This window comes from Streptomyces sp. NPDC043812 (genome assembly GCF_056436245.1).
On sequence record NZ_JBWKCY010000018.1, the window covers coordinates 116,295 to 140,397 of the forward strand.

Genomic DNA, 24,103 nt, shown 5'->3' on the forward strand with positions numbered 1-24,103 from the left:
GTTCACACGCGGCTCTTGTAGCCCCGTCCCCACTGCAACCCCCAGCCGTAGAGCCGGTCCAGTTCCGCCTGGAAGCCGTAGACGAACTTCACCTCTCGGCGCACGATCAGCTCGCCCTTGACGTTCTCCACGGAGAACACCGCGCAGGAACGGGCCTGGGGCGCGCGCTCGTCCAGTTCGATCTCCACCCGCGGGCCGTTGCTCGGGTAGAGCGTGCAGTGGGCGTGCGTGCGGTCGAACGCGGGCGTCTGGTCGTAGATGTAGACGAAGAACAGCAGGCGCTTTATCGCGTCCCGGTGGTCGAGATTGACGTAGATCGTCTCGCCGGAGGGGGCGCCGAACCGGTCGTCGCCGCTGAGGCGTACGTACGGTGCCTCGTTCAGGCTGCCGAAGAAGCTGCCGAGCGGCTGGACGACGCCCTTGCTGCCGTCGGTCAGCTCGTAGAGACAGCCGAGATCGAGGTCCACATTGACCACACCCTGCGTGTGGGCCTGGACCACATCGGGCTGGAAGAGCTTGAACGGGTGCCTCAGCAGTCGTCCGCTCTGCCGTGAGCGCCCCTCGATGTCGGAGGTGCGCATCCGCCAGGAGAGGTTGACGCGCAGATTGCCGGTGGCCGCGCCCTGCTTGGTGAGCGAGACCGTCGGATGCCGCTTGGTCAGCTCTATCGAGTTGCTCGCCGCGCTGCCGGAGTCGAACTGCGCAGCCCTCCCCCGAAACATGTTGTCCCAGAAGGCCATGCCCCACCCCACTCGGTCCGTCGTACCCCACCACATGCAGCGGGGCGGCCACGAGGCTCAGGAACCTCGCGACCGCCCCGTTCAGAGCGTTCCCTCCTCGCGGAGGGTGTCACACCCCGGAGGACACCCCGGCTTTGTCGTCCGAGGAGTCATTTCCCTCGGCGGCCTCGAGCGCCTTGTTGCGCCGGATCGAGGACCAGAAGGAGGCGGCGATCAGGACGACACCGATGAGGCCGGTGATGATCTCGCTGATCTCGTGCTGGATGGTGATGAGCAGGATGACGGCGAGCGCACCGATCGCGTAGTGCGCGCCGTGCTCCAGGTACACGTAGTCGTCGAGGGTGCCCTGGCGGACCAGGTAGACCGTGAGCGACCGGACGTACATGGCGCCGATACCCAGGCCCAGCGCCATCCAGAAGATGTGGTTGGTGATGGCGAACGCGCCGATGACGCCGTCGAAGGAGAACGACGCGTCGAGCACTTCCAGGTACAGGAACAGGAAGAACGCGGCCTTGCCGGCGAGGCCGACGGCGGAGATCTGCTTGCCCTCGCGCTTGGCCTTCTCCTCCTCCTCGTGCTCGCGTTCCTCTTCTTCCTCGAGCTTGTCCTCGAAGTAGCCGGAGAGGCCGCCGACGACCAGGTAGGTGATCAGGCCGGCGACGCCGGACAGGAGCACCGTGGCCGACTTGTCGGCGTGCCCGGTGCTGGTGTGTGCGTGGGTCGCGAAGGTGATCGCGGTGACCAGAAGGATGATCAGGGCGATGCAGACCGACAGCATGTCGACCTTGCCGAGCTTGGCGAGCGGGCGCTCCAGCCACGCCAGCCACTTGTGCTCGCGCTCCTCGAAGATGAAGTCGAGGAAGATCATCAGCAGGAACATGCCACCGAACGCGGCGATCGCCGGGTGGGCGTCGGTGACCAGGGCCTCGTACTGGTTCGGGTCGTCCAGGGCGAGCTGGACCGCTTCGATCGGCCCGACCTTGGCGCTGATGGCGACGATCACGACGGGGAAGACCAGTCGCATACCGAAGACTGCGATCAGGATGCCGACCGTCAGGAAGATCTTCTGCCAGAAGGCATTCATCTTCTTGAGGATGCCGGCGTTGACGACCGCGTTGTCGAAGGACAGCGAGATCTCGAGGATCGACAGGATCAGTACGATCCCGAACGCCTCCCAGCCCCACTGCCAGGCTGCGAATGCGAGGCCGAGCGCCGTGATGGCGAACGACCAGCCGAAGGTTTTCAGAACCACTGGCTACCCAATCGTGTATTGGTCCCCCGGGCGAAGCCTGAGGGAGGGTCTCCCCCGCGCCGCACGCGGCTTTACGAAACGTTGACCCCGAAGTCTAGAGCGATGCCCCGCAGTCCCGACGCGTACCCCTGCCCCACCGCTCGGAACTTCCACTCGCCGCCGTACCGGTACAGCTCGCCGAAGATCATCGCGGTTTCCGTGGAGGCGTCCTCACTGAGGTCGTAGCGCGCGAGCTCCTGGCCGTCGGCCTGGTTGACCACGCGGATGAACGCGTTGCTGACCTGGCCGAACGTCTGGCCGCGGTTGTCGGCGTCATGGATGGAGACCGGAAAGACGATCTTGTCGACGGTGGCCGGCACCTTCGAGAGGTCCACCAGGAGGGACTCGTCGTCGCCGTCGCCCTCACCGGTGAGGTTGTCACCGGTGTGCTCGACGGAACCGTCGGGGCTCTTGAGCTGGTTGTAGAAGATGAACCACTCGTCGCCGAGGACGCGTCCGCTCTGGCAGAGCAGAGCGCTGGCATCGAGGTCGAAGGGCGCTCCTGTGGTGGAGCGCGCGTCCCAGCCGAGCCCCACGAGGACCTGCGTGAGGTTCGGAGCGGCCTTGGAGAGGGAGACATTGCCTCCCTTGGCGAGCGTGACGCCCATGATGGTGTGTCCTCCCCTTGGTGACGTGCCGTGCGATGTACTGCGGGGTGCGGCCGGCCGGATCAGGGCCCGTGGCGCGTCCGGCGCCGCACCAAACAGTGCGGCGCCGGACATGGATACGTGCCGTGGCTCAGACGTTCACACCGAAGTCCTGCGCGATGCCGCGCAGGCCCGAGGCGTAACCCTGGCCGATGGCGCGGAACTTCCACTCCGCGCCGTTGCGGTAGAGCTCGCCGAAGACCATGGCGGTCTCCGTGGACGCGTCCTCGCTGAGGTCGTAGCGCGCGAGCTCGTTGTTGTCGGCCTGGTTCACCACGCGGATGAAGGCGTTGCGTACCTGGCCGAAGGACTGCTGGCGGCTCTCGGCCTCGTAGATCGAGACCGGGAACACGATCTTGTCGACGTCGGCGGGCACCGAGGCCAGATTGACCTTGATCTGCTCGTCGTCGCCCTCGCCCTCACCGGTGAGGTTGTCACCGGTGTGCTCGACGGATCCGTCGGGGCTCTTGAGGTTGTTGAAGAAGACGAAGTTGCCGTCGGTGGCGACCTTGCCCTCGCTGTTGGTCAGCAGGGCGCTGGCGTCGAGGTCGAAGTCGGTGCCGGTGGTGGTCCGGACATCCCAGCCCAGACCGACGGTTACCGCGGTCAGATTCGGCGCGGCCTTGGTCAGCGAGACGTTGCCGCCCTTGCTGAGGCTGACTCCCACGAGTCCCTCCATTGGTGTTCAGGGGCAGCGCCCCCGTGGTGCGTTCCTGTTCGGATCAACGAAAGGATCCTAGTGACCGGTTCCCTGACGAAACAGGCTTTCGTCCGCCGGTTCGCCGGGACAAGCCCGCCGGGAGAAGTCAGAGCGTCTCGAGCGCCTTGACGTAGTCCGTCAGGTCGCGGGCATCCGGCAGACCGTTGACGACGGTCCAGCGCACGATGCCCTCCTTGTCGATGATGAAGGTGCCGCGCACCGCGCAGCCCTTGTCCTCGTCGAAGACGCCGTAGGCGCGCGAGGTCTCGCCGTGCGGCCAGAAGTCGGACAGCAGCGGGTACTCGAGGCCCTCCTGCTCGGCGAAGACGCGCAGGGTGTGGATCGAGTCGTTCGAAACGGCCAGGAGCTGGGTGTCGTCGTTGACGAACCTCGGCAGCTCGTCGCGCAGGGCGCACAGCTCGCCCGTGCACACACCGGTGAAGGCGAACGGGTAGAAGAGCAGCACCACGTTCTTCTCCCCGCGGAACTCGGAGAGCGCGACGGTGCGGCCGTGGTTGTCCTTCAGCGAGAAATCCGGAGCCTTGTCGCCGACCTCGATCGCCATGGAAAAGCGTCCCTTCTGTGAGCCGATCAGGTGAATGCCCACCCTACGCAGAAGGCCCCCGCCGACATGCGTCGGTGGGGGCCGTGTGTCTGTGTGCCGGGGTGCGGCGGTTCAGCGCTTGCCTGACTTGGCCCCCTTGGGGGTGACAAGCCGGCTGCCACTCCAGTCCTTTCCGGCGTTGATGCTCTTGGTCTGCGACAGGCCCGCCGTCTGGGAGGCCTCGTTGATGTCGCTGGGCTCGACATAGCCCTCACGGCCGGTCTTGGGGGTCATCAGCCAGACGACCCCGCCCTCGTCGATCAGACCGATGGCGTCCACCAGTGCGTCTGTGAGGTCGCCGTCCTCGTCGCGGAACCACAGGACGACGACGTCTGCGACGTCGTCGTAGTCCTCGTCGACGAGTTCCTGGCCGGTAACGGCCTCGATGGCCTCACGGAGCTCCTGCTCGACGTCGTCGTCGTAGCCGATCTCCTGGACCACCTGTCCGGGCTCGAACCCCAGCCTCGCTGCCGGGTTGGTCCGCTCCTCCGCGTGGTCCGCGGTCGCGCTCACGGCTTGCCTCCTGATCGTTTTTGGAAATGCTTCGGCCGCACGCGTACGCGCGGCATTGGCCGTAGTCCACACGGGCGGGGCGGATCGCGCAAGTACCCGGCCGTCCAGACCGCCGAAACGGTGACGTTTGCGGCCGTGTCGGCGCAACTCCAGGCACTTCCCGGAGCGCGACCGCGATGCCGACCACACCTTTCGGCCACCTTTGCGGCATACCTACCCCTCGATCCCTCAATCGGAACCGAACTGCCGAACGAAACACATGGCCGCCTTGAGCGTAAGGTTGCGATTTGGACCGCCCCGCACCAGGGTGCGGCGCCCCAGCGGGGCACGCCCCGGGGCCGATGTCGGGAAGTCCTGGGGTTACCCCTCGGTAGAGATGACGTACGCCTCCCTGCGGTACACGATGGAGGCGGTGCGACAGCCCGACCGACATCACGTCAGCGCGTCTTCCCCGTATCCAGTCGAGGCAGACTCCCGAACAAGCGAAGGAACAGCGTGGCTTCCGGATCCGATCGCAACCCGATCATCATTGGCGGCCTTCCCAGTCAGGTCCCGGACTTCGATCCAGAAGAGACCCAGGAGTGGCTGGACTCCCTCGACGCCGCCGTCGACGAGCGGGGCCGGGAGCGCGCCCGCTACCTGATGCTCCGTCTGATCGAGCGGGCACGCGAGAAGCGCGTCGCCGTGCCCGAGATGCGCAGCACGGACTACGTCAACACCATCGCCACCAAGGACGAGCCGTTCTTCCCCGGCAACGAGGAGATCGAGCGCAAGATCCTCAACGCGACCCGGTGGAACGCCGCGGTGATGGTCTCCCGCGCGCAGCGCCCCGGCATCGGCGTCGGCGGCCACATCGCCACGTTCGCCTCCTCCGCCTCCCTCTACGACGTGGGCTTCAACCACTTCTTCCGGGGCAAGGACGACGGCAAGGGCGGCGACCAGATCTTCTTCCAGGGGCACGCCTCCCCCGGCATCTATGCGCGTGCGTTCCTCCTCGACCGGCTCACCGAGCAGCAGCTCGACGCGTTCCGCCAGGAGAAGTCGAAGGCCCCGTACGGCCTGTCCAGCTATCCCCACCCGCGGTCGATGCCGGACTTCTGGGAGTTCCCGACGGTCTCGATGGGCCTCGGCCCGCTCGGCGCGATCTTCCAGGCGCGGATGAACCGCTACATGGAGGCCCGCGGTATCGCGGACACCTCCGACTCGCACGTCTGGGCCTACCTCGGCGACGGCGAGATGGACGAGCCCGAGTCGCTCGGCCAGCTGTCCATCGCCGCCCGTGAGGGCCTGGACAACCTGACCTTCGTCGTCAACTGCAACCTGCAGCGCCTCGACGGGCCGGTGCGCGGCAACGGCAAGATCATCCAGGAGCTGGAGTCGCAGTTCCGCGGCGCCGGCTGGAACGTCATCAAGCTCATCTGGGACCGCTCCTGGGACCCGCTGCTCGCGCAGGACCGCGACGGCATCCTGGTCAACAGGCTGAACACCACCCCGGACGGCCAGTTCCAGACGTACGCGACGGAGACCGGCGCGTACATCCGCGAGCACTTCTTCGGCGACGACCAGCGGCTGCGCTCCATGGTCGAGAACATGACCGACGAGCAGATCCTGCACCTGGGCCGCGGCGGCCACGACCACCGCAAGGTCTTCGCGGCCTACACGGCGGCCAAGGCGCACAAGGGCCAGCCGACGGTGATCCTCGCGCAGACCATCAAGGGCTGGACGCTCGGGCCCAACTTCGAGGGCCGCAACGCCACGCACCAGATGAAGAAGCTGACGGTCGACGACCTGAAGCGATTCCGGGACCGGCTGCACCTCCCGATCACGGACAAGCAGCTCGAGGACGGCGCGCCGCCTTACTACCACCCGGGCCGGAACTCCGAAGAGATCCAGTACATGCACGACCACCGCAAGGCCTGCGGCGGTTATGTACCGACCCGGATCGTGCGGGCGAAGCCGCTGGAGCTGCCGGACGACAAGACGTACGCGGCTGTGAAGAAGGGCTCCGGTCAGCAGTCGATCGCCACCACCATGGCGTTCGTCCGGCTGCTGAAGGACCTCATGCGGGACAAGGAGATCGGCAGGCGTTTCGTGCTGATCGCGCCCGACGAGTACCGCACCTTCGGCATGGACTCGTTCTTCCCGAGCGCGAAGATCTACAACCCGCTCGGCCAGCAGTACGAGGCCGTGGACCGCGAACTGCTGCTCGCGTACAAGGAGTCGCCGACCGGGCAGATGCTGCACGACGGCATCTCCGAGGCCGGCTGCACGGCGTCCCTGATCGCCGCCGGCTCGGCGTACGCGACCCACGGCGAGCCGCTGATCCCGGTCTACGTCTTCTACTCGATGTTCGGTTTCCAGCGCACCGGTGACCAGTTCTGGCAGATGGCCGACCAGCTGGCGCGCGGCTTCGTGCTCGGCGCGACCGCGGGCCGCACCACGCTCACGGGCGAGGGGCTGCAGCACGCGGACGGCCACTCGCAGCTGCTCGCCTCGACCAACCCGGGCTGTGTCGCCTACGACCCGGCGTTCGGCTTCGAGATCGCGCACATCGTCAAGGACGGTCTGCGCCGGATGTACGGCCCCGAGGCCGAGGACGTCTTCTACTACCTCACCGTCTACAACGAGCCGATCCAGCACCCGGCCGAGCCGGCCGACGTGGACGTCGACGGCATCCTCCAGGGCATCCACCGCTACAGGGCGGGCGAGGCCGGGGCGATCCCCGCGCAGATCATGGCGTCGGGCGTCGCCGTCCCGTGGGCGGTGGAGGCACAGCGGATCCTCGCCGAGGAGTGGAACGTCCGCGCCGACGTGTGGTCGGCGACGTCCTGGAATGAGCTGCGCCGCGAAGCCGTCGACGTCGACCGGTACAACCTGCTCCACCCGGAGGAGGAGCAGCGCGTCCCGTACGTGACGCGGAAGCTGTCCGGCGCCGAGGGCCCGTTCGTCGCGGTCTCGGACTGGATGCGCTCGGTCCCCGACCAGATCTCCCGCTGGATCCCCGGCACGTACACCTCGCTGGGAGCGGACGGCTTCGGCTTCGCGGACACCCGTGGTGCGGCCCGCCGCTTCTTCCACATCGACGCGCAGTCGATCGTGCTGGCGGTGCTCACGGAGCTGGCCCGCGAGGGGAAGGTGGACCGCGGCGTGCTGAAGCAGGCGGTGGACCGCTACCAGCTGCTGGACGTGGCGGCGGCGGACCCGGGGCCTGCCGGCGGCGACGCGTAGCCGTTCGGCGGGCGGCACGACTGCAGGGGCGGCGGGACCGGACGAGGTCCCGCCGCCCCGGCGTCCGTCCGGGCTGCCTACGATGCTCGGCATGACCGAACAGCCCGGCGCAGCGTCCCCGCCCTCCCCGCAGAAACGGTGGGAACGGCGCACTCAGGGGCCGCTGCTGTGGCTGGCCGTCGTGTTCGCCGTGGCCTACGCGGTCCCGGTGGTCCTGCCGGATGCCGCGAGGTGGGTGCACGACCTCTGCCACGCCCTGAACTGGACGGTGTGGGCCGTCTTCGCCGTCGACTACGCGGTACGCCTGTGGCTCACCGGGGACCGGTGGCGTTTCGTGCGGTCCCACCCGCTCGCTCTGCTCGCGGTGCTGCTGCCGATGCTGCAGCCTCTGCGGCTGCTCAAGCTCGTCTCGATGCTGCTGCTCGCCGGGCAGCGGGCACGGCTGGCCTCGCAGGTGCAGGTGACGACCTATGTCGCCGGCTCATGTCTCGGGCTGCTGATCTTCGGTGCGCTGGCCGTACTGGAGGTGGAGCGCGATGCGCCGGGGGCTTCGATCCAGTCGCTGGGCGACGCCCTGTGGTGGGCGTTCACGACGATGACAACGGTCGGGTACGGGGACATGGCGCCGACGACCGGTCTCGGCCGGGTGCTGGCCGTCGGGCTGATGCTGTCGGGCATCGCCCTGCTCGGTGTGGTGACGGCCAACATCGCGGCCTGGTTCATCGCCCGTTTCGACAAGGACGAGGACGCCGAGCGCCGGCACGCGCAGGCCCTGGAGGTGCTGACCGCGGAGGTGCGGGCGCTGCGGGCCGATGTCGCCCGGCTCTCGGCAGCGCCCGCGGCGGGCACCGGCGTGCCGGTACCCAGGAGCGATACGGGGTCTAGTTCTCCCACACCTTGAACGCCCTGACCCGGTACGGCGATTCGGGTACCCAGGTACCGCTGCCGGGATAGGTCTCGAACTCTCCCGTCTCCGCGCACTCCGCGGACTGATAGGTGGTCACCGGCCGCCCGGTCCGGTTGGCGAGCGACGCCGCCGAGGTGCCCGCCGGCAGCGGTACGCAGCTGTCGACGTCGATGCCCGCGAGCTCATGGGCCTGGCGCGCGCCGTGGAAGCCGTTCTTCGCCCAGAGGCACAGCTCGCCCGAGGCGCAGGTACCGAGGCGGGGTGGCGCTGCGGACGCGGCGGCGGTGGCGGGTGCCAGGACTGCGGCGGCGGCCAGGGCGGCGGCCAGAAGGGTCGTGCGCATACGGATCTCCCCCGTGTCGTGCGGTCGTTCGGTCCTGCGGGTTCTTCGCGGCACCGCGGACCGTTCGTGCGGTGCTGATCTTCGTCCGCAGCCTGACCTGCGACGACAGCGCGACGGAAGAGGGCCCGGGGCGGACCACCCGGATAGGCGACAGCCCCGCCGGGCATGCCCGGCGGGGCTGTCGTACGCACGGAGTTGACGTCAGATGTGGGCGCCGCCCGCACCTGCCTCGGCGTTCTCACCGGACTTGGTGAACAGCGCGACCCCGGCGGCCAGTACCGCCACGATGCCGGCGACCGTGAAGGCCATCCCCATGCCGGACATGAAGGTGTCGCGGGCGACCTCGGTGATCTGCGCGGCGAGGGGCTGGGGGGTGCCCGGCGGGACCGGCGGCGCGCCGACCTCGACCGCTTCCTTCGCCAGGGCGAGCTGTTCGGGCTTCAGGGCCGGAAGACCGGCGTCCGTCCAGTTCCCCGCCAGGTCCGAGCTGACCTTGGCCGACATGACCGCGCCGAGCACGGCCGTACCGAGGCTGCCGCCGACCTGCATAGCGGCCTGCTGCAGACCGCCGGCGACACCGGACAGCTCCAGCGGCGCGTTGCCGACGATGACCTCGGTGGCGCCGACCATGACCGGCGCGAGACCGAGGCCGAGGAGCGCGAACCACAGGGACATCGGGAGTGTGCCGGTGTCCTTCGAAAGAGTGGTCATGCCGAACATCGCGACGGCCGTGCACACCATGCCGCCGAGCAGCGGCACCCGCGGGCCGAACTTCGTGATGAGCGCGCCGGCGAGCGGCGACGAGACGATCATCATCGCCGTCAGCGGCAGCAGGTGCAGGCCGCTGTCGACGGCGTTCATCCCGTGCACGTTCGCCAGGTAGAAGGTGACGAAGAACAGGCCGCCCATGAAGGCGAAGGCCATCAGGACCATCAGGACGGTGCCCGCCGTGAGCGGGACGGAGCGGAACAGCCGCAGCGGGATGAGCGGTTCGGCGACCCTGGTCTCCCAGAACGCGAACAGCGCGAACAGCACCAGGGCGGCGGCCAGCAGGCCGATGGTGTTCGCGGAGCCCCAGCCCCAGTCGCCGCCCTTGATGAGCGGGAAGATCAGGCAGAACATCGCGCCGGACAGCAGCGCGATGCCGAGGACGTCGAAGGACTTCGGCGCGTTCTCCGCGCGGTGGTCCTTGAGGATGACCAGGCCGAGGACGAGCGCGAGGACGCCGACCGGCACGTTGATGAAGAAGACGGACTGCCAGCTGACGTGCTCGACGAGCACACCGCCGAGGATGGGGCCGCCCGCGGTGGAGGCACCGATCACCATGCCCCAGATGCCGATCGCCATGTTCAGCTTCTCGGCGGGGAACGTGGCGCGCAGCAGGCCGAGCGCGGCCGGCATGAGCAGAGCGCCGAACAGACCCTGGAGCACGCGGAACGCGATGACGAGGGCGATGGAGTCGGACAGGCCGATGGCCGCGGAGGCTGCGCCGAAGCCCGCGATACCGATCAGGAAGGTCTGGCGGTGGCCGAAGCGGTCACCGAGCTTGCCGGCCGTGATCAGCGCCACGGCGAGGGCGAGCATGTAGCCGTTGGTGATCCACTGGACGTCGGCGAGGGATGCGCCGAGGTCCTTCTGGATCGCGGGGTTGGCGATCGCGACGATCGTGCCGTCCAGCGCGACCATCATCACGCCGATGGCCACGGAGAACAGGGTCAGCCAGGGGTGGCCGCGCAGCCCCTTGGCCGGTGCCGGGATGGTGTCCTGGGGATTCCCCGGCCCTCCCGGGGCCTTTTCGACGGTGGTCTGACTAGTCATACCGGGAGGCTAATGTCAGCGACTGACAGTTGACAAACGAGTTCACTAGTCGGTAACTGTCACGTGGCTCACAGGTACCCTGAGCTGGTCGAAAGCGTCGGAAAGAGGACGGTGAAGTGACGGTCGAGCCGACCGGACTGCGCGCCCGCAAGAAGCAGCGCACCCGTGACGCCCTGGTGCGCGTGGCCCTCGAACTGTTCACCACCCAGGGATACGAACAGACGACGGTCGACGAGATCGCGGACGCGGTCGAGGTCTCCCAGCGCACCTTCTTCCGCTACTTCGCCAGCAAGGAGGACGTCGCCTTCGCCGTCCAGTCGCTGATGGAGTCGCACTACATCGCGGCGCTGCGTGAACGACCCTCGGACGAGGGGCCGTTCGAGGCACTGCGCAACGCCGTCTTCGCCTCCTGGGAGACGATCGGGGAGGCCGTCGCCGAGATCGTTCCGGTCGACCTCCACATGCGCAGCTTCCTGATGATCGAATCGACGCCGGCGCTGCTCGCCGCACATCTGCGGCGTTCCGCCGAGACGGAGGAACTGCTGGCCCGGCTGATCGCCGAACGCGAGGGGCTGGACGTGGAAGCGGATCCGCGCCCGCGGATCGCCGTGGCCGCCTTCGGCGGGGTGATGCGCGTCACCGGCCGACTGTGGGGACAGGGCGAGGACGCCAGCATGGAGGCGATCAGGACGCTCACGGAGACGTATCTCGACCAGCTGGGACCGGCGCTCGCGCAGAACTGGCGTACGGGGACGCGGCGTACGGGGACAGGTACGCCGGAAGAGGGAGCAGGAACGCAGGGGATCTGAGGGGGTGCGCCGTGCGCACGCCCCGCGCACGGAACGTCACCCAATCCCCCACCACTCCCCCCTTCACACGTGATCTGCCTCACCCTCTTCGCGTGGCCGCCCACACTTCTCCTAGGGTGTCCCGCAGTGACTTCCTTCGACTCCGCTCCCGCCCCGACCGTATGGCGCGCTCTGCTCGCTCTCACGGTGGTTTTCATGATGCTGGCAACCACCGGATGGACTGCGATAAGACATCAGAGCAGCGCACAGACGGCGCTGGAGGCGGAACTGGTCAACTGGAGCAAGCTCCGCCTCGGCTCCAGGGCGCTCCCCGCACCGGGTGAGGAGCCGGGACGGGTCACCGCCTTCTTCGCGTCGATCGGCGCCGGAAAGCGCGCCCGGCTGGCCGCCGACTTCCCGCATGTCGTCGGCAACCTCAACGGGGCACCGGTCACCTTGCGTTACCGCGCGAACCGGGAGGCGCTCGCCACCGCTCTCGCGAACGAGCGGAAGCGCGTGGCCGATCCGGGCCTCACCGCGGACGGCCATCACGAGGCGGTGCGTCGCATGCACCGCTTCGAGGTGCTGATGGACAAGGGACGTCAGATCCTCGCCTTCGACCCGACCGGCCCCGGCCGCGTCGCCGAGGTGTTCGGCGATCTCGACCGCGCCGAACGGGTTTCCGTGATCGTTCCCGGCGTCGACACCAATCTGCTCAGCTTCCAGAAGACCGCGCGCAAGTACTCCGCCCCGGTCGGTATGGCGCAGTCGCTCTACGCCGCGGAGCGGGCCGCCGCACCCCGCATACGTACTGCTGTCGTCGCCTGGGCCGACTACACGTCTCCCGTCGGCCTCGGTGTCGACTCGGCCATCGGACGGCTCGCCGAAAGCGGCGCCGTGCGGCTCACCGCGCTCACCGAGGCGCTGCCCGGCAACTCCGAGGTCTCACTGTTCTGCCACAGCTACGGCTCCGTCGTATGCGGTGTCGCCGCCCCGAGCCTGCCCGCGCGGGTCGCGGACGTCGCGGTCGCCGGCAGCCCCGGAATGCGTGCCGAGAGCGTCTCCGACCTGCGAACCGCCGCCCGTGTGTGGGCCATGCGGGACAGTGACGACTGGATCCAGGACGTGCCGCATCTGGAGGTCGGCGGACTCGGGCACGGCGAGGACCCGGTGACCCCGGCATTCGGGGCGCGTGTCGTCTCCGCTGCGGGCGCACAGGGTCATACCGGCTATTTCGAGCCTGGCACGGAGAGCGTCCACAACTTCGCCGACATCGGCGTCGGTTCGTACGGCAGCATCAGCTGTGCAGACGACGATGACACGTGCCGCAGTGGTATTTCCGGCGAGGCAGCGGGCGGACGCGCGTAGAGCGTCGTGGAACGGGCTCGCGACCGAGGGGCGACGGACAGGCGTCGGCCGCATACGATGAGGCACATGGGTGATGTGCTGGCCGGAATTCAAGCCACTTGGGAGTTCGACACCGACTCCGTGCTCATCCGCTTCGAACGGGGGATCCGCACACCGAAGCTCTTCTCGGCGCTGCGCGAACGACGAATCCCGCACGAGGCGTTGGCCGCGGTGACGCTCGCTCCGGGCAAGCGCGGGACGGTGGTCCTGCGGGCTGTGCCCAGACCGGGTGCCGATCCGCTGATGGACGCGGCGGCGGGCCAGTTGAAGGACGGCTCGGACCCCTACCGGTTGGTGCTGCCGGCGGATCGCGAGACGCTCGCCGAGTACTACGCCGACGAACTGCGCGCCGTGCTCGGCCGCGACGCGGACCGGGACGCCGAGCAGTACCTGGTGGCACCCCCCGAGGCACCGCTCGGCTTCAAGGCGTACGACGGCAAAGCCTCGTTCGACGGCTCGCGCGTGGCGTTCCGCTGGTTCTGGACGGGGGCGTCGACCGCCAAGTGGAAGGCGGGCGACCAGAGTTTCGCGGTGTCCGAGCTGAGCGGCGTCGAATGGCGCTCGCCGGAGGTCTTCGAGGGCTATCTGCGGCTGCTGCGCCGCGGCGCCTGCGGCGAGCCGGCACCCGCGGCCGCCCCCGCGCAGGCCGACCAGGACCCGGCGGCTGTGGTGTTCGGCCTCGGCTACGGGCCGGTGCACGAATCGCTGCCGTTCGCGGCGGCGGTGCTGGCAGCCGTTCGCGCCCAGAACCCGGCCCTGACCCCGGCCCCCGCCCTGACGGCCCCCGCGGCGCGCCGCGACCCGGCGGACATCGCGGACCGCATACGGCACCTGGGAGATCTCCATCTGGCGGGGCTGGTGACGGACGAGGAATTCACACGCAAGAAGGCGGAGTTGCTGGCGGAGCTGTGACGCTCCTCCACCGGGCTCCGCCCGCCCACGGTGCCTCACCCGCCCACGGGGAGCCGCTCCTGTCGCACCCCGGTGCGACATCGCCCCGCGACCCGGGGGTGACGCCCTGCCCCGCCACCCCCGCCTGCGTCATGCCTGAGACCGCGTCACTCCCGTGCCGCCGACGTCGACGACATGTCCGGGTAGCGGTCCCCCGCCACCGACGCGCCGATGGGCTCCAGCTCCGCCAGCTCCTCCCCGCTCAGCGTGAGCCGCGTCGCGCCCACGTTCTCCAGCAGGCGGCTCACCTTGCGCGTGCCGGGGATCGGGACCACCGCCAGGCCGTGGGCCTGGGCACGCTGTTGGACCCACGCCAGCGCCACCTGCGCCGACGTCGCCCCGTGCGCCGCGGCGATCTTGTGGACGGGCTCCAGGAGCGCCGCGTTCGCCTTCGCGTTCTCGCCGGTGAAACGCGGCTGGTAGCGGCGGTAGTCGCCCTCGGACAGGTCCGTGCCCGCGTCGGTGAACGCGCCCGTCAGAAAGCCGCGGCCCAGCGGCGAGTAGGGCACGAGTGCCACACCGAGATCCGCCGCCGCGCCGACGGCGCTGCGCTCGACGTCGCGGCTGAACAGCGACCACTCCGACTGCAGCGCGGCGATCGGGTGCACGGAGTGCGCCTCGCGCAGTTCGGGGCCGGTGACCTCGCTCAGGCCGAGGTGCTTGACCTTGCCCTGTGCCACCAGTTCGGCCATCGCACCGACGGACTCGGCGAGCGGCACTGCAGGGTCGCGCCGGTGCATGTAGTAGAGGTCGATCACGTCGGTCTTCAGCCGCAGCAGGCTGGCGTCGACGGCCCGGCGGATGTACGCGGGGTCGTTGCGTATGCCCCGGTAGTGGGGGTCGTCGGTGCGCTCGATGGCGAACTTGGTGGCGAGCGTGATCTCGTCGCGGTGCGCGGCCACGAACGGCGCGAGGAACTCCTCGTTGGCACCGCGCCCGTACACGTCCGCGGTGTCGAAGAGGGTGACGCCCTCCGCGAGCGCCGCCTCGAGCGTCTCCCTGGCGGCGGACTCGTCGGTGTCCCCGTAGAACTCGCTCATGCCCATGCAGCCCAGGCCCTGGACACCGACCAGCGGCCCCTGTGCTCCCAGACGCACCTGTGCGATCCGGTTGTTGCTCATAGGGTTCAGACCCTCTCCGACGCCCGCGGGGCGTCCGCATAGAACTCGATCTTGTGGTCCAGCACGGCGAGCGTGTCCTGGAGCTCGGCGATCCGGTCGAGGACGTCGCGGCGGGTGCGTTGCAGCAGCTCCGCGCGTGCCTCGAAGGTGTGGTCGCCCTCGCGCACCATCTCCGCGTACCTGACCATGTCCGCGACCGGCATGCCGGTCAGCCGGAGCTTGCCGACGAACGCGAGCCAGTCCAGATCGCGGTTGGTGAAGCGGCGCTGCCCGGTATGCGAGCGGTCGACGTGCGGCATCAGCCCGATCCGCTCGTACCAGCGCAGCGTGTGCGCGGTGAGTCCGGTGAAGGCGACGACCTCGCTGATCGTGTAGCGGTCCCGGCCCTCGGGCCGTGGGTGCGCGCGGGGCGCGGCCTTGCAGATGTCCGTCCGTGCGACCGTTTCCGCCGGAGTGCTCTCGATCACCGTCATGACCTCCACGCTAAAACCTTCGAGTGCACTCCAAGCAAGCGGAATCGGATGGCAGTTTGCCCGCGGCGCGAAATAGCCTGGCCGACCATGAGCCCCGCACGCCGCGCCGTACCCGCAGATGCCGAGGAACTTGTCCGCCTCCGCAAGGTCATGCAGGACTCGCACCTCGGCCCGCATCCCGATGTCGGCTGGCAGCCGGCCGCGGTCGCGACGCTGCGCGACCGGCTCTCGGACCCGGACGCGAGCCTCACGGCATACGTCGTCGACCGCCCCGGCGGTGGCCTCGCTGCCTGCGCCGTCGGCACGATCGAGTACCGCCTCGGCGGACCGGGCAACCCCGAGGGCACGAGCGGCTACGTCTTCAGCGTCGCGACGGACGAGGACATGCGCCGCCGGGGGTTCTCACGTGCGTGCGTGGAGGGCCTGCTGGCCTGGTTCCGCGACCGGGGCGTCCGCAGGATCGACCTGCGCGCGTCGCCCCAGGGCGAACCGCTCTACGCCTCCCTGGGCTTCGTCCGCACCCCGGACCCGGCGATGAGGCTGAGGCTCCCCGAGCCGCCCCGATGACGGTCCCCCGACCCGGCGCGATCAGGCTGCGGGGCGCACCCGGCGTCACCTGCCGCGCCGACAGGGAATTAGGCTCGTACGCATGCAGAGCCTGGCGATGATCGAGAACTGGCCGGTACCCACCGCGGCGGCCGCCGTCGTGCGCGCGGACGGGACCGTCGTCGGTTCGTACGGGCCGACCGGCCACCGTTTCCCGCTCGCCTCCGTCACCAAGCCGCTCGCCGCGTACGCCGCGCTGGTGGCGTACGAGGAGGGTGCGATCGAGTTCGACGAGCCGGCCGGGCCCGAGGGCTCCACGGTCCGGAATCTGCTCGCGCACACCTCGGGGCTCGCCTTCGACGAGCACCGCGTCATGGCGCCCCCCGGCACCCGGCGGCTGTACTCGAACGCGGGCTTCGAGGCGCTCGGCGACCACATCGCCAAGGCGACCGAGATCCCGTTCGCGGACTATCTGCGCCAGGCCGTCCTGGAGCCGCTCCGTATGACGGCGACGACCCTGGAGGGCTCCCCCGCCAAGGACGGCGTCTCGACGGTCGACGACCTGGTGAGGTTCGCGGCCGAGGTGCAGGCCCCGCGGCTGCTGGATCCGCGCACGGTGCTGGAGGCCATGACCGTCGTACATCCCGGGCTGTCCGGGATCCTGCCGGGGTACGGCCACCAGAAGCCCAACGACTGGGGTCTCGGCTTCGAGATCCGTGACGCCAAGTCCCCGCACTGGACGGGCAGTTCCTCCTCCCCGCGCACGTTCGGCCACTTCGGCCAGTCCGGCACGTTCCTGTGGATCGACCCGGACGCGGGGGCGGCGTGCGTGGCCCTCACGGACCGCGCCTTCGGCCCGTGGGCGGTCGAGGCGTGGCCGGCGTTCACGGACGCGGTTCTGGCCGAGCTGCGGCGCGGATAGGACCGAGGGCCGTCGTTCGGTTGTGTACGCGGATTCCGGACCGCCGGGATACGCGTACACGAAGCCCGCACGGTCCCCGGGTCACCGGCGCGGCTGCGTCCCCGCCGTCGGTGCCGGTCCGGACCGGACGTCGCATTGGGCCGGCGACAGCGGGCCGTCCTCACCCCGGAGCGTCACCCGCAGGGTGCCGTCCGCGCCCTCCGCGTACGCGGCGGTGCACACCAGTTGGCGCTTGGCCGGTCCCGTCAGGGCACCGAGGCGGGTCTGCGCCCTGACCTCCGCCTCGCCACCGGACACCGTGATCTCCATCCGGACCTCAGCAGCGGGCAGGGAGGGCGCGTTGCGCAGGCCGGCCCTCCGCTCCCCCTCGTTCGGGCCGGCCAACAGCGCGGCGAGGACCTTCGCCGGTGGACGGGCAGGGGCCTTGCTGTCGGTGTAGGTGCCGCCGAACCCGCTCTCCCTCACGGTCCGTGGCACCGGGATCAGGGCGCCGTCCGGGGTGAGGAAGAAGAGCAGGATGCTCACCTCCCGTGCGGGCAGCACGTCGATCGTCGCCGGGCCGCCGGCCTCGATGACGTCGGTCTCCTGAATACCGCAGGCGGTGAGCGGCAGCAGTGCCGCGAGCGCAGCGACGGTACGTCGCAGGCGGAGCCTCATGCCGTGGCCTCCTGGGCGCCGGGGGGAGTGAGAGGTATCTCGACGGTGAAGACCGCGCCGCCCTCCGGCCCGTTCCGGGCCGAGATCGTGCCGCTGTGCAGACGTACGTTCTCCTGGGTGATGGCCAGCCCGAGACCGCTGCCGGACGAGCGGGTACGGGCCGCGTCCGCCTTGTAGAAGCGGTCGAAGATGTGCGGCAGAACCTCCGGCCGGATACCGGGTCCGCTGTCGGAGACCTCGGTGACCAGCAGCGGCGTCCCGTCCTCGCTCTCGGCGGCGCGCAGCCGTACGGTGATGGGCGCGGCGCCGTGCCGCAGTGCGTTGCCGACGAGGTTGGCGACGACGACGTCGAAGCGGCGCGGGTCGAGGCGGGCACGGATGCCGTCCGGCAGGTCGGTGGCAACCCGGTCGGTCCAGCGTCGGCGCTGCAGGGTCTTGCGGATGGTCTCGGCCGCGTCGACCTCGTCGGTGTGGAGCTCCGCGGCGCGCGCGTCGAAACGGGAGATCTCCATCAGGTCCTCGACCAGGACGGCGAGTTTGCCGGTCTCGGCGCTGATCAGCCGTACCGCGCGGGCGGTGTCCGGGTCGAGGCCGTCGGCGTCCTCGTCGAGGACCTCGGTGACGGCGAGCATCCCGGCGAGCGGGGTGCGCAGTTCGTGCGAGACGTCGGAGGCGAAGCGGCGGGCGCGGGCCTCGGCCTGCTGGAGTTCGTCGACGGAACGCTCGAGTTCGCCCGCCGACTCGTTGAACGTACGGGCGAGATCGGCGAGTTCGTCACGGCCGCGGACGGGGATCCGGGTGTCGAGCTTGCCGCTGCCCATGGAACGGGCCGCGCCGCGCAGTTCCCTGACCGGCCGCAGCACGCTGCGGGCCGCGAGCAGCGCGGGCACGAGGGCGACGGCGAGACCGGGCAGCGCCCCGTCGCGGGCGGCGGTGACGAGGGCGTCGACATTGGCCTGTTCGTCGGTCATCCTCATCACGGCGAACAGGACGAGCCCCGTGGGCAGGGTGCCGTCCTGTCCGACCTTGGTGACGACGGGCACCCCGATCGTCAGGTACGGGACACCGTCCTTGACGACCCTCTCGAAGCTGCCGTGCGACGAGGTGAGCGCGGTGCGGCGCAGCTCGGGGGTGATGACGGAGGAGGTGGGGCTGGTACCGGAGGACACCCGCAGCGAGCCGTACTCGGCGAAGACGACCCAGGGATGCGGCTTGGACTTGCTCGCGATCACGTACAGCATCTCGCGCAGGTTGTCGGGCTCGACGGGCAGCGCGGGGGCGAGGGTCTCGACCTGTTCGCGGAACGAGGTGACCGCGGTGTCCTGAGCAGTGGCGAGGACGGCGCTGCGTGCCTCGCGGTAGGTGAGGGCAGCGGTCGTCGCTGCGCTGACGGCGGCGACGAGCAGGAACGCGAGGACGAGACGCGTCCGCAGCCCGAAGCGCGCGATCCGGCGTACGCGGCCGGGAGTTCGGCGGTCTGCGGTTATGCGGTCGGGGGTTCGGCGGTCGGCCGTTCGGCGGTCGGTCACAGCGGTCCGAAGCGGTAGCCGAAGCCCCGCAGGGTCTGGATGTAGCGGGGGGTGCCCGCCGCGTCCTCGATCTTGGTGCGCAGCCGCCGTACGCAGGCGTCGACGAGCCGCGCGTCGCCGTGGTAGCTGTGCTCCCAGACGTGTTCCAGCAGTTGCTGGCGGCTGAAGACCTGCTCGGGGGCTGCGGACAGATGGAGCAGCAGCTTCAGCTCCGAAGGCGCGAGCGCGAGGCGTGTGCCGGCTTTGGCCACGGTCAGCCCGGCACGGTCGATGGCGAGTTCGCCGTGGTGCTCGATGCCGGGCCTGCTCCCGCCCGGTTCCTCCATGCGGCGGAGCACGGCCCGGATACGGGCCTCGATCACCTCGGTGCGGGCGGGTTTGACGATGTAGTCGTCGGCGCCGGCCTCCAGACCGATGACGACGTCGAAGTCGTCGCCGCGGGCGGTGAGCATGATGATCGGCAGCTGGCTGTTCTCCCGTACACGGCGGCACACCTGGACGCCGTTCATGCCGGGCAGCATCAGGTCCAGCAGCAGCAGGTCGGGCCGGAACTCGCGCAGCGCGTCCAGGCCGGCCTCACCGGTGGCGGCGGTGCGGACCTCGTGGCCACGGCGGCGCAGCCCGAGTTCGACCCCCTCGCGTACCGAGGGGTCGTCTTCGATGAGAAGCACACGTGGCATCTGCGGAGTCTTTCCGTGAGCAAGTGGGGGTGGGGGCAGGGCGGGTGCTCACCTGCGTCGTCGTGGGCGCAGACGCTGTGTCAGCGCGGACAGTTCCGCAAGGCGCAGGGGCCGGGCCAGGAGCACGAACGTCACGGCGACGCCGACAGCACCGGCCGCCGTTGCCGCGACCGAACCGGCGGGCGCGGCCCAGTCGGCGGCGAGGCGGCCCAGCACCGTCGCGGGAATCGCCGCCACCACCAGGCGCGCCTGCGCGGCGAGCGTCGGCGAACGCCACAGCGGCGTCCGCCCGTCCCCGGCCGCGAGGCGGCGGCCCAGCACGTGCGCCGTCACCAGCCAGCCGGCGCAGAGGGCGAGCGAGTACCCGGCCGCCATGCCTGTCACCGCCCAGCGTGCAGGGAGGAGTAGGTACGCGGCCAAGGACAGGGCCGCGTTGATTCCCGCGATCACCAGGTTCAGGAGGAACGGGGTCCGGGTGTCGGACAGCGCGTAGAACGACCGGGACAGGACGTACTGTCCGGAGAAGGCGACGAGTCCGGGGGCGAAGGCCATCAGGATGCCCGCCATCGCCGCGGTGTCGTCCGCGCCGGTGACCCCGTGCTGGAAGACCATGGCCGTCACGGGCGGCGCGAGCGCCAGCAGCGCGCAGGCGGCGGGCACGATCACGGCGCCGGTGGTGCGCAGCGCGTACGCCGCATCCCGGCGCACCGCGCCGGTGTCCTGGTCGGCCGCGGCGCGGCTCATCCGCGGCATCAGCGCGGTGACCAGTGACACGGTGACGATGCCGTGCGGCACGAGCCACAGCGTGTACGCGTTGTTGTACGCGCTGAACCCGGCGCCCTCGACACCCTCGGTCACGGCGCGCGCACCCGCGGAGGTGGCGAGCCGGGTGGTGACCCAGTACGCGGCCTGGTTGGTGAGCACCAGCAGCACCAGCCACCCGGCCGACCGCAGCGGCCGGGTCAGCCCGCTGCCGCGCCAGTCGAACCGGGGCCGGTAGCGGAAGCGGGCGGCGCGCAGCGAGGGCAGCAGGGCGAGGGCCTGGACGGCGATGCCTGCCGTGGTGCCCCAGCCGAGCAGTGCCTGTTCGCCGCCGGTGAGTGTCCCGCCGTCCGCACCGGCCAGGTAGAGGCCGAACACGGCGATCACGACGGTGTTGTTGAGGACGGGTGTCCACATCATCGCGCCGAACCGGCCGCGGGCGTTGAGCACCTGCCCGAGCAGGGTGAACAGCCCCAGGAAGAAGATCTGCGGCAGGCAGTAGCGGGCGAACGCGACCGTCATCGCGTGCTGTTCGGGCGCGTAGTCCGCGTAGAAGTCGACGATCGCGGGCGCCGCCCACACCGCTGCCGCCGTCAGCACCAGCAGCGCGAGCACGCACACGGTCAGCAGCCGGTCGGTGTAGGCCGCGCCGCCGTCCTCGTGCTCCTTCGCGGCCTTGACCAGCTCGGGCACGAACACGGCGTTGAGCGCGCCGCCGAGCAGCAGGATGTAGACGATGGTGGGCAGGGTGTTGCCCACCTGGTACCCGTCCGCGACGATGCCGAGCCCGAGGGCCGCGGCGACGACCGCGGACCGGACGAACCCCGTGGCGCGCGAGACGACGGAGCCGGCTGCCATCACCGCGCCGCTGCGCAGAGCCGACGGCGCCTTCGCCGTCACCTCGCGGGTGGTGGTGGCGCTCACCGGCGGGCCAGATACGCCTGGAAGGCGCGGTACAGCGCGTGGTTGGCGGTCCCGTCCAACGGTCTCTCCCATTCCCCCAGCGTCTCGACGACCTCGCCACCGGTGCCGAGCTTCCAGCGCAGCAGCCCGTACGGGCGGTCGTCGGGGTCGAGGGTGGAGGGTACCCCGCGCATGTCGTAGACGTCGGCGCCCAGTCCCTGGGCATCCTGGAGCATCCGCCACTGCAGCAGGTTGGAGGGGCGGACCTCGCGGCGGTGGTCGGCGGAGGCGCCCGTCTGGTACCAGACCCGGCGGCCGACCCGGATCATGGTGTGGGCCGCCAGTGTCTCCCCCTCGTGGCGGGCGAGGTACAGCGTCATCCGGCCGGGCTCCTCCGCGTTGAGGGCCGCGTACTGGCGCTGGTAGTACTCCAGGGAGCGGCCGAGCCGGAAGCCGTCGCGCTCCTCGGTGACGCGCAGCAGCCGGTGGAACTCCGGCAGGTCCGCGGCAGTGCCGGTCACCACCTCCACACCGGACTTCTGCGCGCGGCGGACGTTGCGCCGCCACTCCTGGTTGAGCCCGGCCCACAGATCGTCCACCGTGCGTCCGGCGAGCGGGACATGGAAGACGTGCCGGGGCTGGGCGTCGCCGTCACTGCCTCCGTCACCGCCGCAGCGCTGCCAGCCCCGCGCGCGCAGCCGCTCGGCGACGGCCGTGCCGAGCGGGTCCACCTCGCCGGCGAGCACGTCGGACAGCCGCATCCCGGGCCCGGCCGCCGCCTTGAGCCGGGGGGCGTCCCAGCGCCGGTAGGCGGGCGACGGCCCTATGCGTACGGCGAAGGCGCCCGCCGTACGCAGTTGGCTCAGCAGCGGGTCCAGCCAGCCGTCGATCCCGGGGTCGGCCCAGTCGGCGACCGGTCCCTCCGGCAGGTAGGCGAAGTACTTACGGGTGCCGGGCAGTTGGCGCAGCAGCACCAGCGCGGCCCCGGACAGCCGCCCGGCCGCCGGGTCCTGCCCCCAGCCCAGCAGCAAGGGCCGCCAGCCCTCCTTCACCTGCGCCCAGGAGGGGCACTGGAGGAAGCCCGGCCCGAGCGTGGTGCCCGTGCCGGAGGCGAGGAAGGAGCGGTAGATCTCGGCGGTGACCGGTTCCAGGCGCACCTTGTGGGTGGGGCCGGGCGTCACGAGGAGCGCTGTCACGATGTGAGCCTCTCTGTGGGAATGCCGAGATGCTCACAAGCACGCGTGACCGGGCCGAGCGCCGAATGTGACCGGACGATGACCGTTTCCCACCAGTGGCCGTCATACAGCCGTACCGCCGCTCACCTGGGCTTTCCCGGTCCTACAGTCGCCTCCATCACCACTACTCGTGACGGGGGAATCCGTTGAGCCACATACGTGTGCGCGTCGCGGCGGTCGCGGTGCTGCTTGCACCGCTCGCTGCCTGTTCGTCCGGAACCGGCACGCCTGCCGCCGACGGCAAGCCCGGCGACAGGGCGGTCGAGGACCGCCCTGCGACCGTGACGGTCACGCCGAGCGGCGAGCGGATCAGGGCGGGCGATCCGGTGAAGGTCACGGCCACGGGCGGCACGCTCGCCTCGGTGACCGTGACGGACTCCGAGGGCCGGACCATGGCGGGCAAGGTGTCGGCGGACGGGGGCAGTTGGCTGTCGGCCCGCAAGTCCGTGCCCGGGGCCGCGTACAAGGTCAAGGCGGTGAGCCGGACGGGGAACGGCACGGAGCGCACCACCGAGTCGTCCTTCACCACCGCACCCGCCGGCAAGGTCAACAAGGTGGACTGGCGCCCGGGTGCCGGCACGACCGTCGGCGTCGCCCAGCCGGTCTCGCTCGTCTTCGACAACCCGGTGACGAACAAGGCCGACGTGGAGAAGCAACTGCGGATCACGACCTCGAACTCGACCGAGGGCTCGTGGGGATGGATGAAGGACTGGTCGGGCAGGGACAGGGTGGACTGGCGGCCGAAGGCGTACTGGAAGCCGGGCACGAAGGTCACCCTCGAGGCCGAGCTGAACGGCACCGACTCCGGCGGCGCCGGCGGCTGGTTCGTCCGTGACTACGCGACCTCGTTCACGGTCGGCGCCCGCCAGATCGTGAAGGTCGATCTGGACAGCCACCGGCTCACCCTGGAACGCGACGGCAGCGTGGTGCGGAAGATCCCCGTCTCGGGCGGCACCCCCGGCGGCGACAAGAGGTCCTGGCGGGGCACCGCCGTGCTGATGTCGAAGGAGGGCACGATCAACATGAACTCCGAGACGGTCGGCCTCGCCGACGCCTACGACAAGATGGTCGACTACTCGATGCGGCTGACCTGGTCGGGCATGTACGCGCACGCGGGACCCTGGAACGCCAGGTGGATGGGCCGGGCCAACAAGAGCTCGGGCTGCATCGGCATGAACACCGCCGACGCCTCCTGGTTCTACGCACAGGTCCGCCCGGGCGACCCGTTCGAGATCAAGGGCGCGGACACCAAGGGGACGGTCGCGCCGGGCAACGGCTTCGGCGCCTGGAACGTGTCGTGGGCCGACTGGCAGACGAAGAGCGCACTGCGCTGACGGG

The 24,103-nt window shown here is 70.1% G+C and carries 23 protein-coding genes; 8 read left to right on the forward strand and 15 right to left on the reverse strand.

Features of this window, described 5'->3' with window-relative positions; all coding sequences use genetic code 11:
- Positions 1–2: 2 nt before the first annotated feature.
- The 6 genes from AC067Z_RS25700 to AC067Z_RS25725 form a co-directional block, all read right to left on the reverse strand.
- Positions 3–740, reverse strand: coding sequence for a TerD family protein (locus AC067Z_RS25700; protein WP_478791953.1), 738 nt, complete (start codon positions 738–740; stop codon positions 3–5).
- A 109-nt stretch (positions 741–849) separates the two neighbouring features.
- Positions 850–1,992, reverse strand: coding sequence for a DUF475 domain-containing protein (locus AC067Z_RS25705; RefSeq protein ID WP_478791954.1), 1,143 nt, complete (start codon positions 1,990–1,992; stop codon positions 850–852).
- A gap of 71 nt (positions 1,993–2,063) precedes the next feature.
- A complete protein-coding gene (locus AC067Z_RS25710) occupies positions 2,064–2,639 on the reverse strand; it encodes a TerD family protein (protein WP_478791955.1) in 576 nt (191 codons plus the stop codon).
- A 130-nt stretch (positions 2,640–2,769) separates the two neighbouring features.
- Complete coding sequence (locus AC067Z_RS25715) at positions 2,770–3,345, reverse strand: TerD family protein (RefSeq protein ID WP_478791956.1); 576 nt, start codon at positions 3,343–3,345, stop codon at positions 2,770–2,772.
- A gap of 139 nt (positions 3,346–3,484) precedes the next feature.
- The gene (locus AC067Z_RS25720) at positions 3,485–3,943 is read right to left on the reverse strand and encodes a peroxiredoxin (RefSeq protein WP_478791957.1); all 459 of its coding nucleotides are present in this window, start codon (positions 3,941–3,943) and stop codon (positions 3,485–3,487) included.
- A gap of 111 nt (positions 3,944–4,054) precedes the next feature.
- Entirely contained in the window at positions 4,055–4,495 is a 441-nt protein-coding gene (locus AC067Z_RS25725; RefSeq protein WP_478791958.1) for a DUF3052 domain-containing protein, read from the reverse strand.
- A gap of 495 nt (positions 4,496–4,990) precedes the next feature.
- Between AC067Z_RS25725 and aceE the strand changes: the two genes are divergently transcribed.
- Together aceE and AC067Z_RS25735 are read left to right on the forward strand one after the other, a co-directional pair.
- A complete protein-coding gene (gene aceE / locus AC067Z_RS25730; protein WP_478791959.1) occupies positions 4,991–7,723 on the forward strand; it encodes a pyruvate dehydrogenase (acetyl-transferring), homodimeric type in 2,733 nt (910 codons plus the stop codon).
- 82 nt (positions 7,724–7,805) lie between these two features.
- Entirely contained in the window at positions 7,806–8,624 is an 819-nt protein-coding gene (locus tag AC067Z_RS25735; protein WP_478791960.1) for a potassium channel family protein, read from the forward strand.
- Here AC067Z_RS25735 and AC067Z_RS25740 read toward each other — a convergent pair.
- A complete protein-coding gene (locus tag AC067Z_RS25740) occupies positions 8,605–8,973 on the reverse strand; it encodes a peptidase inhibitor family I36 protein (protein ID WP_478791961.1) in 369 nt (122 codons plus the stop codon). The two genes, AC067Z_RS25735 and AC067Z_RS25740, sit on opposite strands and share 20 nt — an antisense overlap.
- Positions 8,974–9,174: 201 nt before the next feature.
- Positions 9,175–10,791 carry an MFS transporter gene (locus AC067Z_RS25745; protein WP_478791962.1) on the reverse strand — a complete coding sequence of 539 codons (1,617 nt, stop codon included), beginning with the start codon at positions 10,789–10,791 and terminating at the stop codon, positions 9,175–9,177.
- Between the two features lie 116 nt (positions 10,792–10,907).
- Here AC067Z_RS25745 and AC067Z_RS25750 point away from each other — a divergent pair, with 116 nt between their 5' ends.
- The 3 genes from AC067Z_RS25750 to AC067Z_RS25760 all read left to right on the forward strand — a co-directional run bounded on the left by AC067Z_RS25750 (position 10,908) and on the right by AC067Z_RS25760 (position 13,898).
- Positions 10,908–11,600 carry a TetR family transcriptional regulator gene (locus AC067Z_RS25750; RefSeq protein ID WP_478791963.1) on the forward strand — a complete coding sequence of 231 codons (693 nt, stop codon included), beginning with the start codon at positions 10,908–10,910 and terminating at the stop codon, positions 11,598–11,600.
- 126 nt (positions 11,601–11,726) lie between these two features.
- Complete coding sequence (locus tag AC067Z_RS25755; protein ID WP_478791964.1) at positions 11,727–12,947, forward strand: alpha/beta hydrolase; 1,221 nt, start codon at positions 11,727–11,729, stop codon at positions 12,945–12,947.
- A 66-nt stretch (positions 12,948–13,013) separates the two neighbouring features.
- Entirely contained in the window at positions 13,014–13,898 is an 885-nt protein-coding gene (locus AC067Z_RS25760) for a DUF4429 domain-containing protein (protein WP_478791965.1), read from the forward strand.
- Between the two features lie 146 nt (positions 13,899–14,044).
- Here the strand turns inward: AC067Z_RS25760 and AC067Z_RS25765 are convergent, their stop codons facing one another.
- Entirely contained in the window at positions 14,045–15,058 is a 1,014-nt protein-coding gene (locus AC067Z_RS25765; protein ID WP_478791966.1) for an aldo/keto reductase, read from the reverse strand.
- 5 nt (positions 15,059–15,063) lie between these two features.
- Positions 15,064–15,531, reverse strand: a complete 468-nt coding sequence (locus AC067Z_RS25770) for a MerR family transcriptional regulator (RefSeq protein ID WP_478791967.1) — start codon at positions 15,529–15,531, stop codon at positions 15,064–15,066.
- An 87-nt stretch (positions 15,532–15,618) separates the two neighbouring features.
- Between AC067Z_RS25770 and AC067Z_RS25775 the strand changes: the two genes are divergently transcribed.
- Positions 15,619–16,098, forward strand: coding sequence for a GNAT family N-acetyltransferase (locus AC067Z_RS25775; RefSeq protein WP_478791968.1), 480 nt, complete (start codon positions 15,619–15,621; stop codon positions 16,096–16,098).
- 82 nt (positions 16,099–16,180) lie between these two features.
- Complete coding sequence (locus AC067Z_RS25780; RefSeq protein ID WP_478791969.1) at positions 16,181–16,999, forward strand: serine hydrolase domain-containing protein; 819 nt, start codon at positions 16,181–16,183, stop codon at positions 16,997–16,999.
- An 81-nt stretch (positions 17,000–17,080) separates the two neighbouring features.
- On the opposite strand, the gene AC067Z_RS25785 is transcribed toward AC067Z_RS25780, so the two are convergent.
- The 5 genes from AC067Z_RS25785 to AC067Z_RS25805 are packed head-to-tail and all read right to left on the reverse strand — an operon-like array spanning position 17,081 to position 22,726.
- Complete coding sequence (locus tag AC067Z_RS25785) at positions 17,081–17,656, reverse strand: hypothetical protein (protein WP_478791970.1); 576 nt, start codon at positions 17,654–17,656, stop codon at positions 17,081–17,083.
- Positions 17,653–19,143 carry a sensor histidine kinase gene (locus AC067Z_RS25790; protein ID WP_478792019.1) on the reverse strand — a complete coding sequence of 497 codons (1,491 nt, stop codon included), beginning with the start codon at positions 19,141–19,143 and terminating at the stop codon, positions 17,653–17,655. Before AC067Z_RS25790 ends, AC067Z_RS25785 begins: the two co-directional genes overlap by 4 nt.
- Positions 19,144–19,181: 38 nt before the next feature.
- Positions 19,182–19,865: a response regulator gene (locus AC067Z_RS25795; protein WP_478791971.1), complete on the reverse strand. Its 684-nt coding sequence runs from the start codon at positions 19,863–19,865 to the stop codon at positions 19,182–19,184.
- 48 nt (positions 19,866–19,913) lie between these two features.
- Positions 19,914–21,623, reverse strand: a complete 1,710-nt coding sequence (murJ, locus tag AC067Z_RS25800; protein WP_478791972.1) for a murein biosynthesis integral membrane protein MurJ — start codon at positions 21,621–21,623, stop codon at positions 19,914–19,916.
- The gene (locus AC067Z_RS25805) at positions 21,548–22,726 is read right to left on the reverse strand and encodes a lipid II:glycine glycyltransferase FemX (protein ID WP_478791973.1); all 1,179 of its coding nucleotides are present in this window, start codon (positions 22,724–22,726) and stop codon (positions 21,548–21,550) included. Before AC067Z_RS25805 ends, murJ begins: the two co-directional genes overlap by 76 nt.
- A 185-nt stretch (positions 22,727–22,911) precedes the next feature.
- On the opposite strand from AC067Z_RS25805, the gene AC067Z_RS25810 reads away from it, so the two are divergent.
- Positions 22,912–24,099: a L,D-transpeptidase gene (locus AC067Z_RS25810; protein ID WP_478791974.1), complete on the forward strand. Its 1,188-nt coding sequence runs from the start codon at positions 22,912–22,914 to the stop codon at positions 24,097–24,099.
- Positions 24,100–24,103 lie beyond the last annotated feature (4 nt).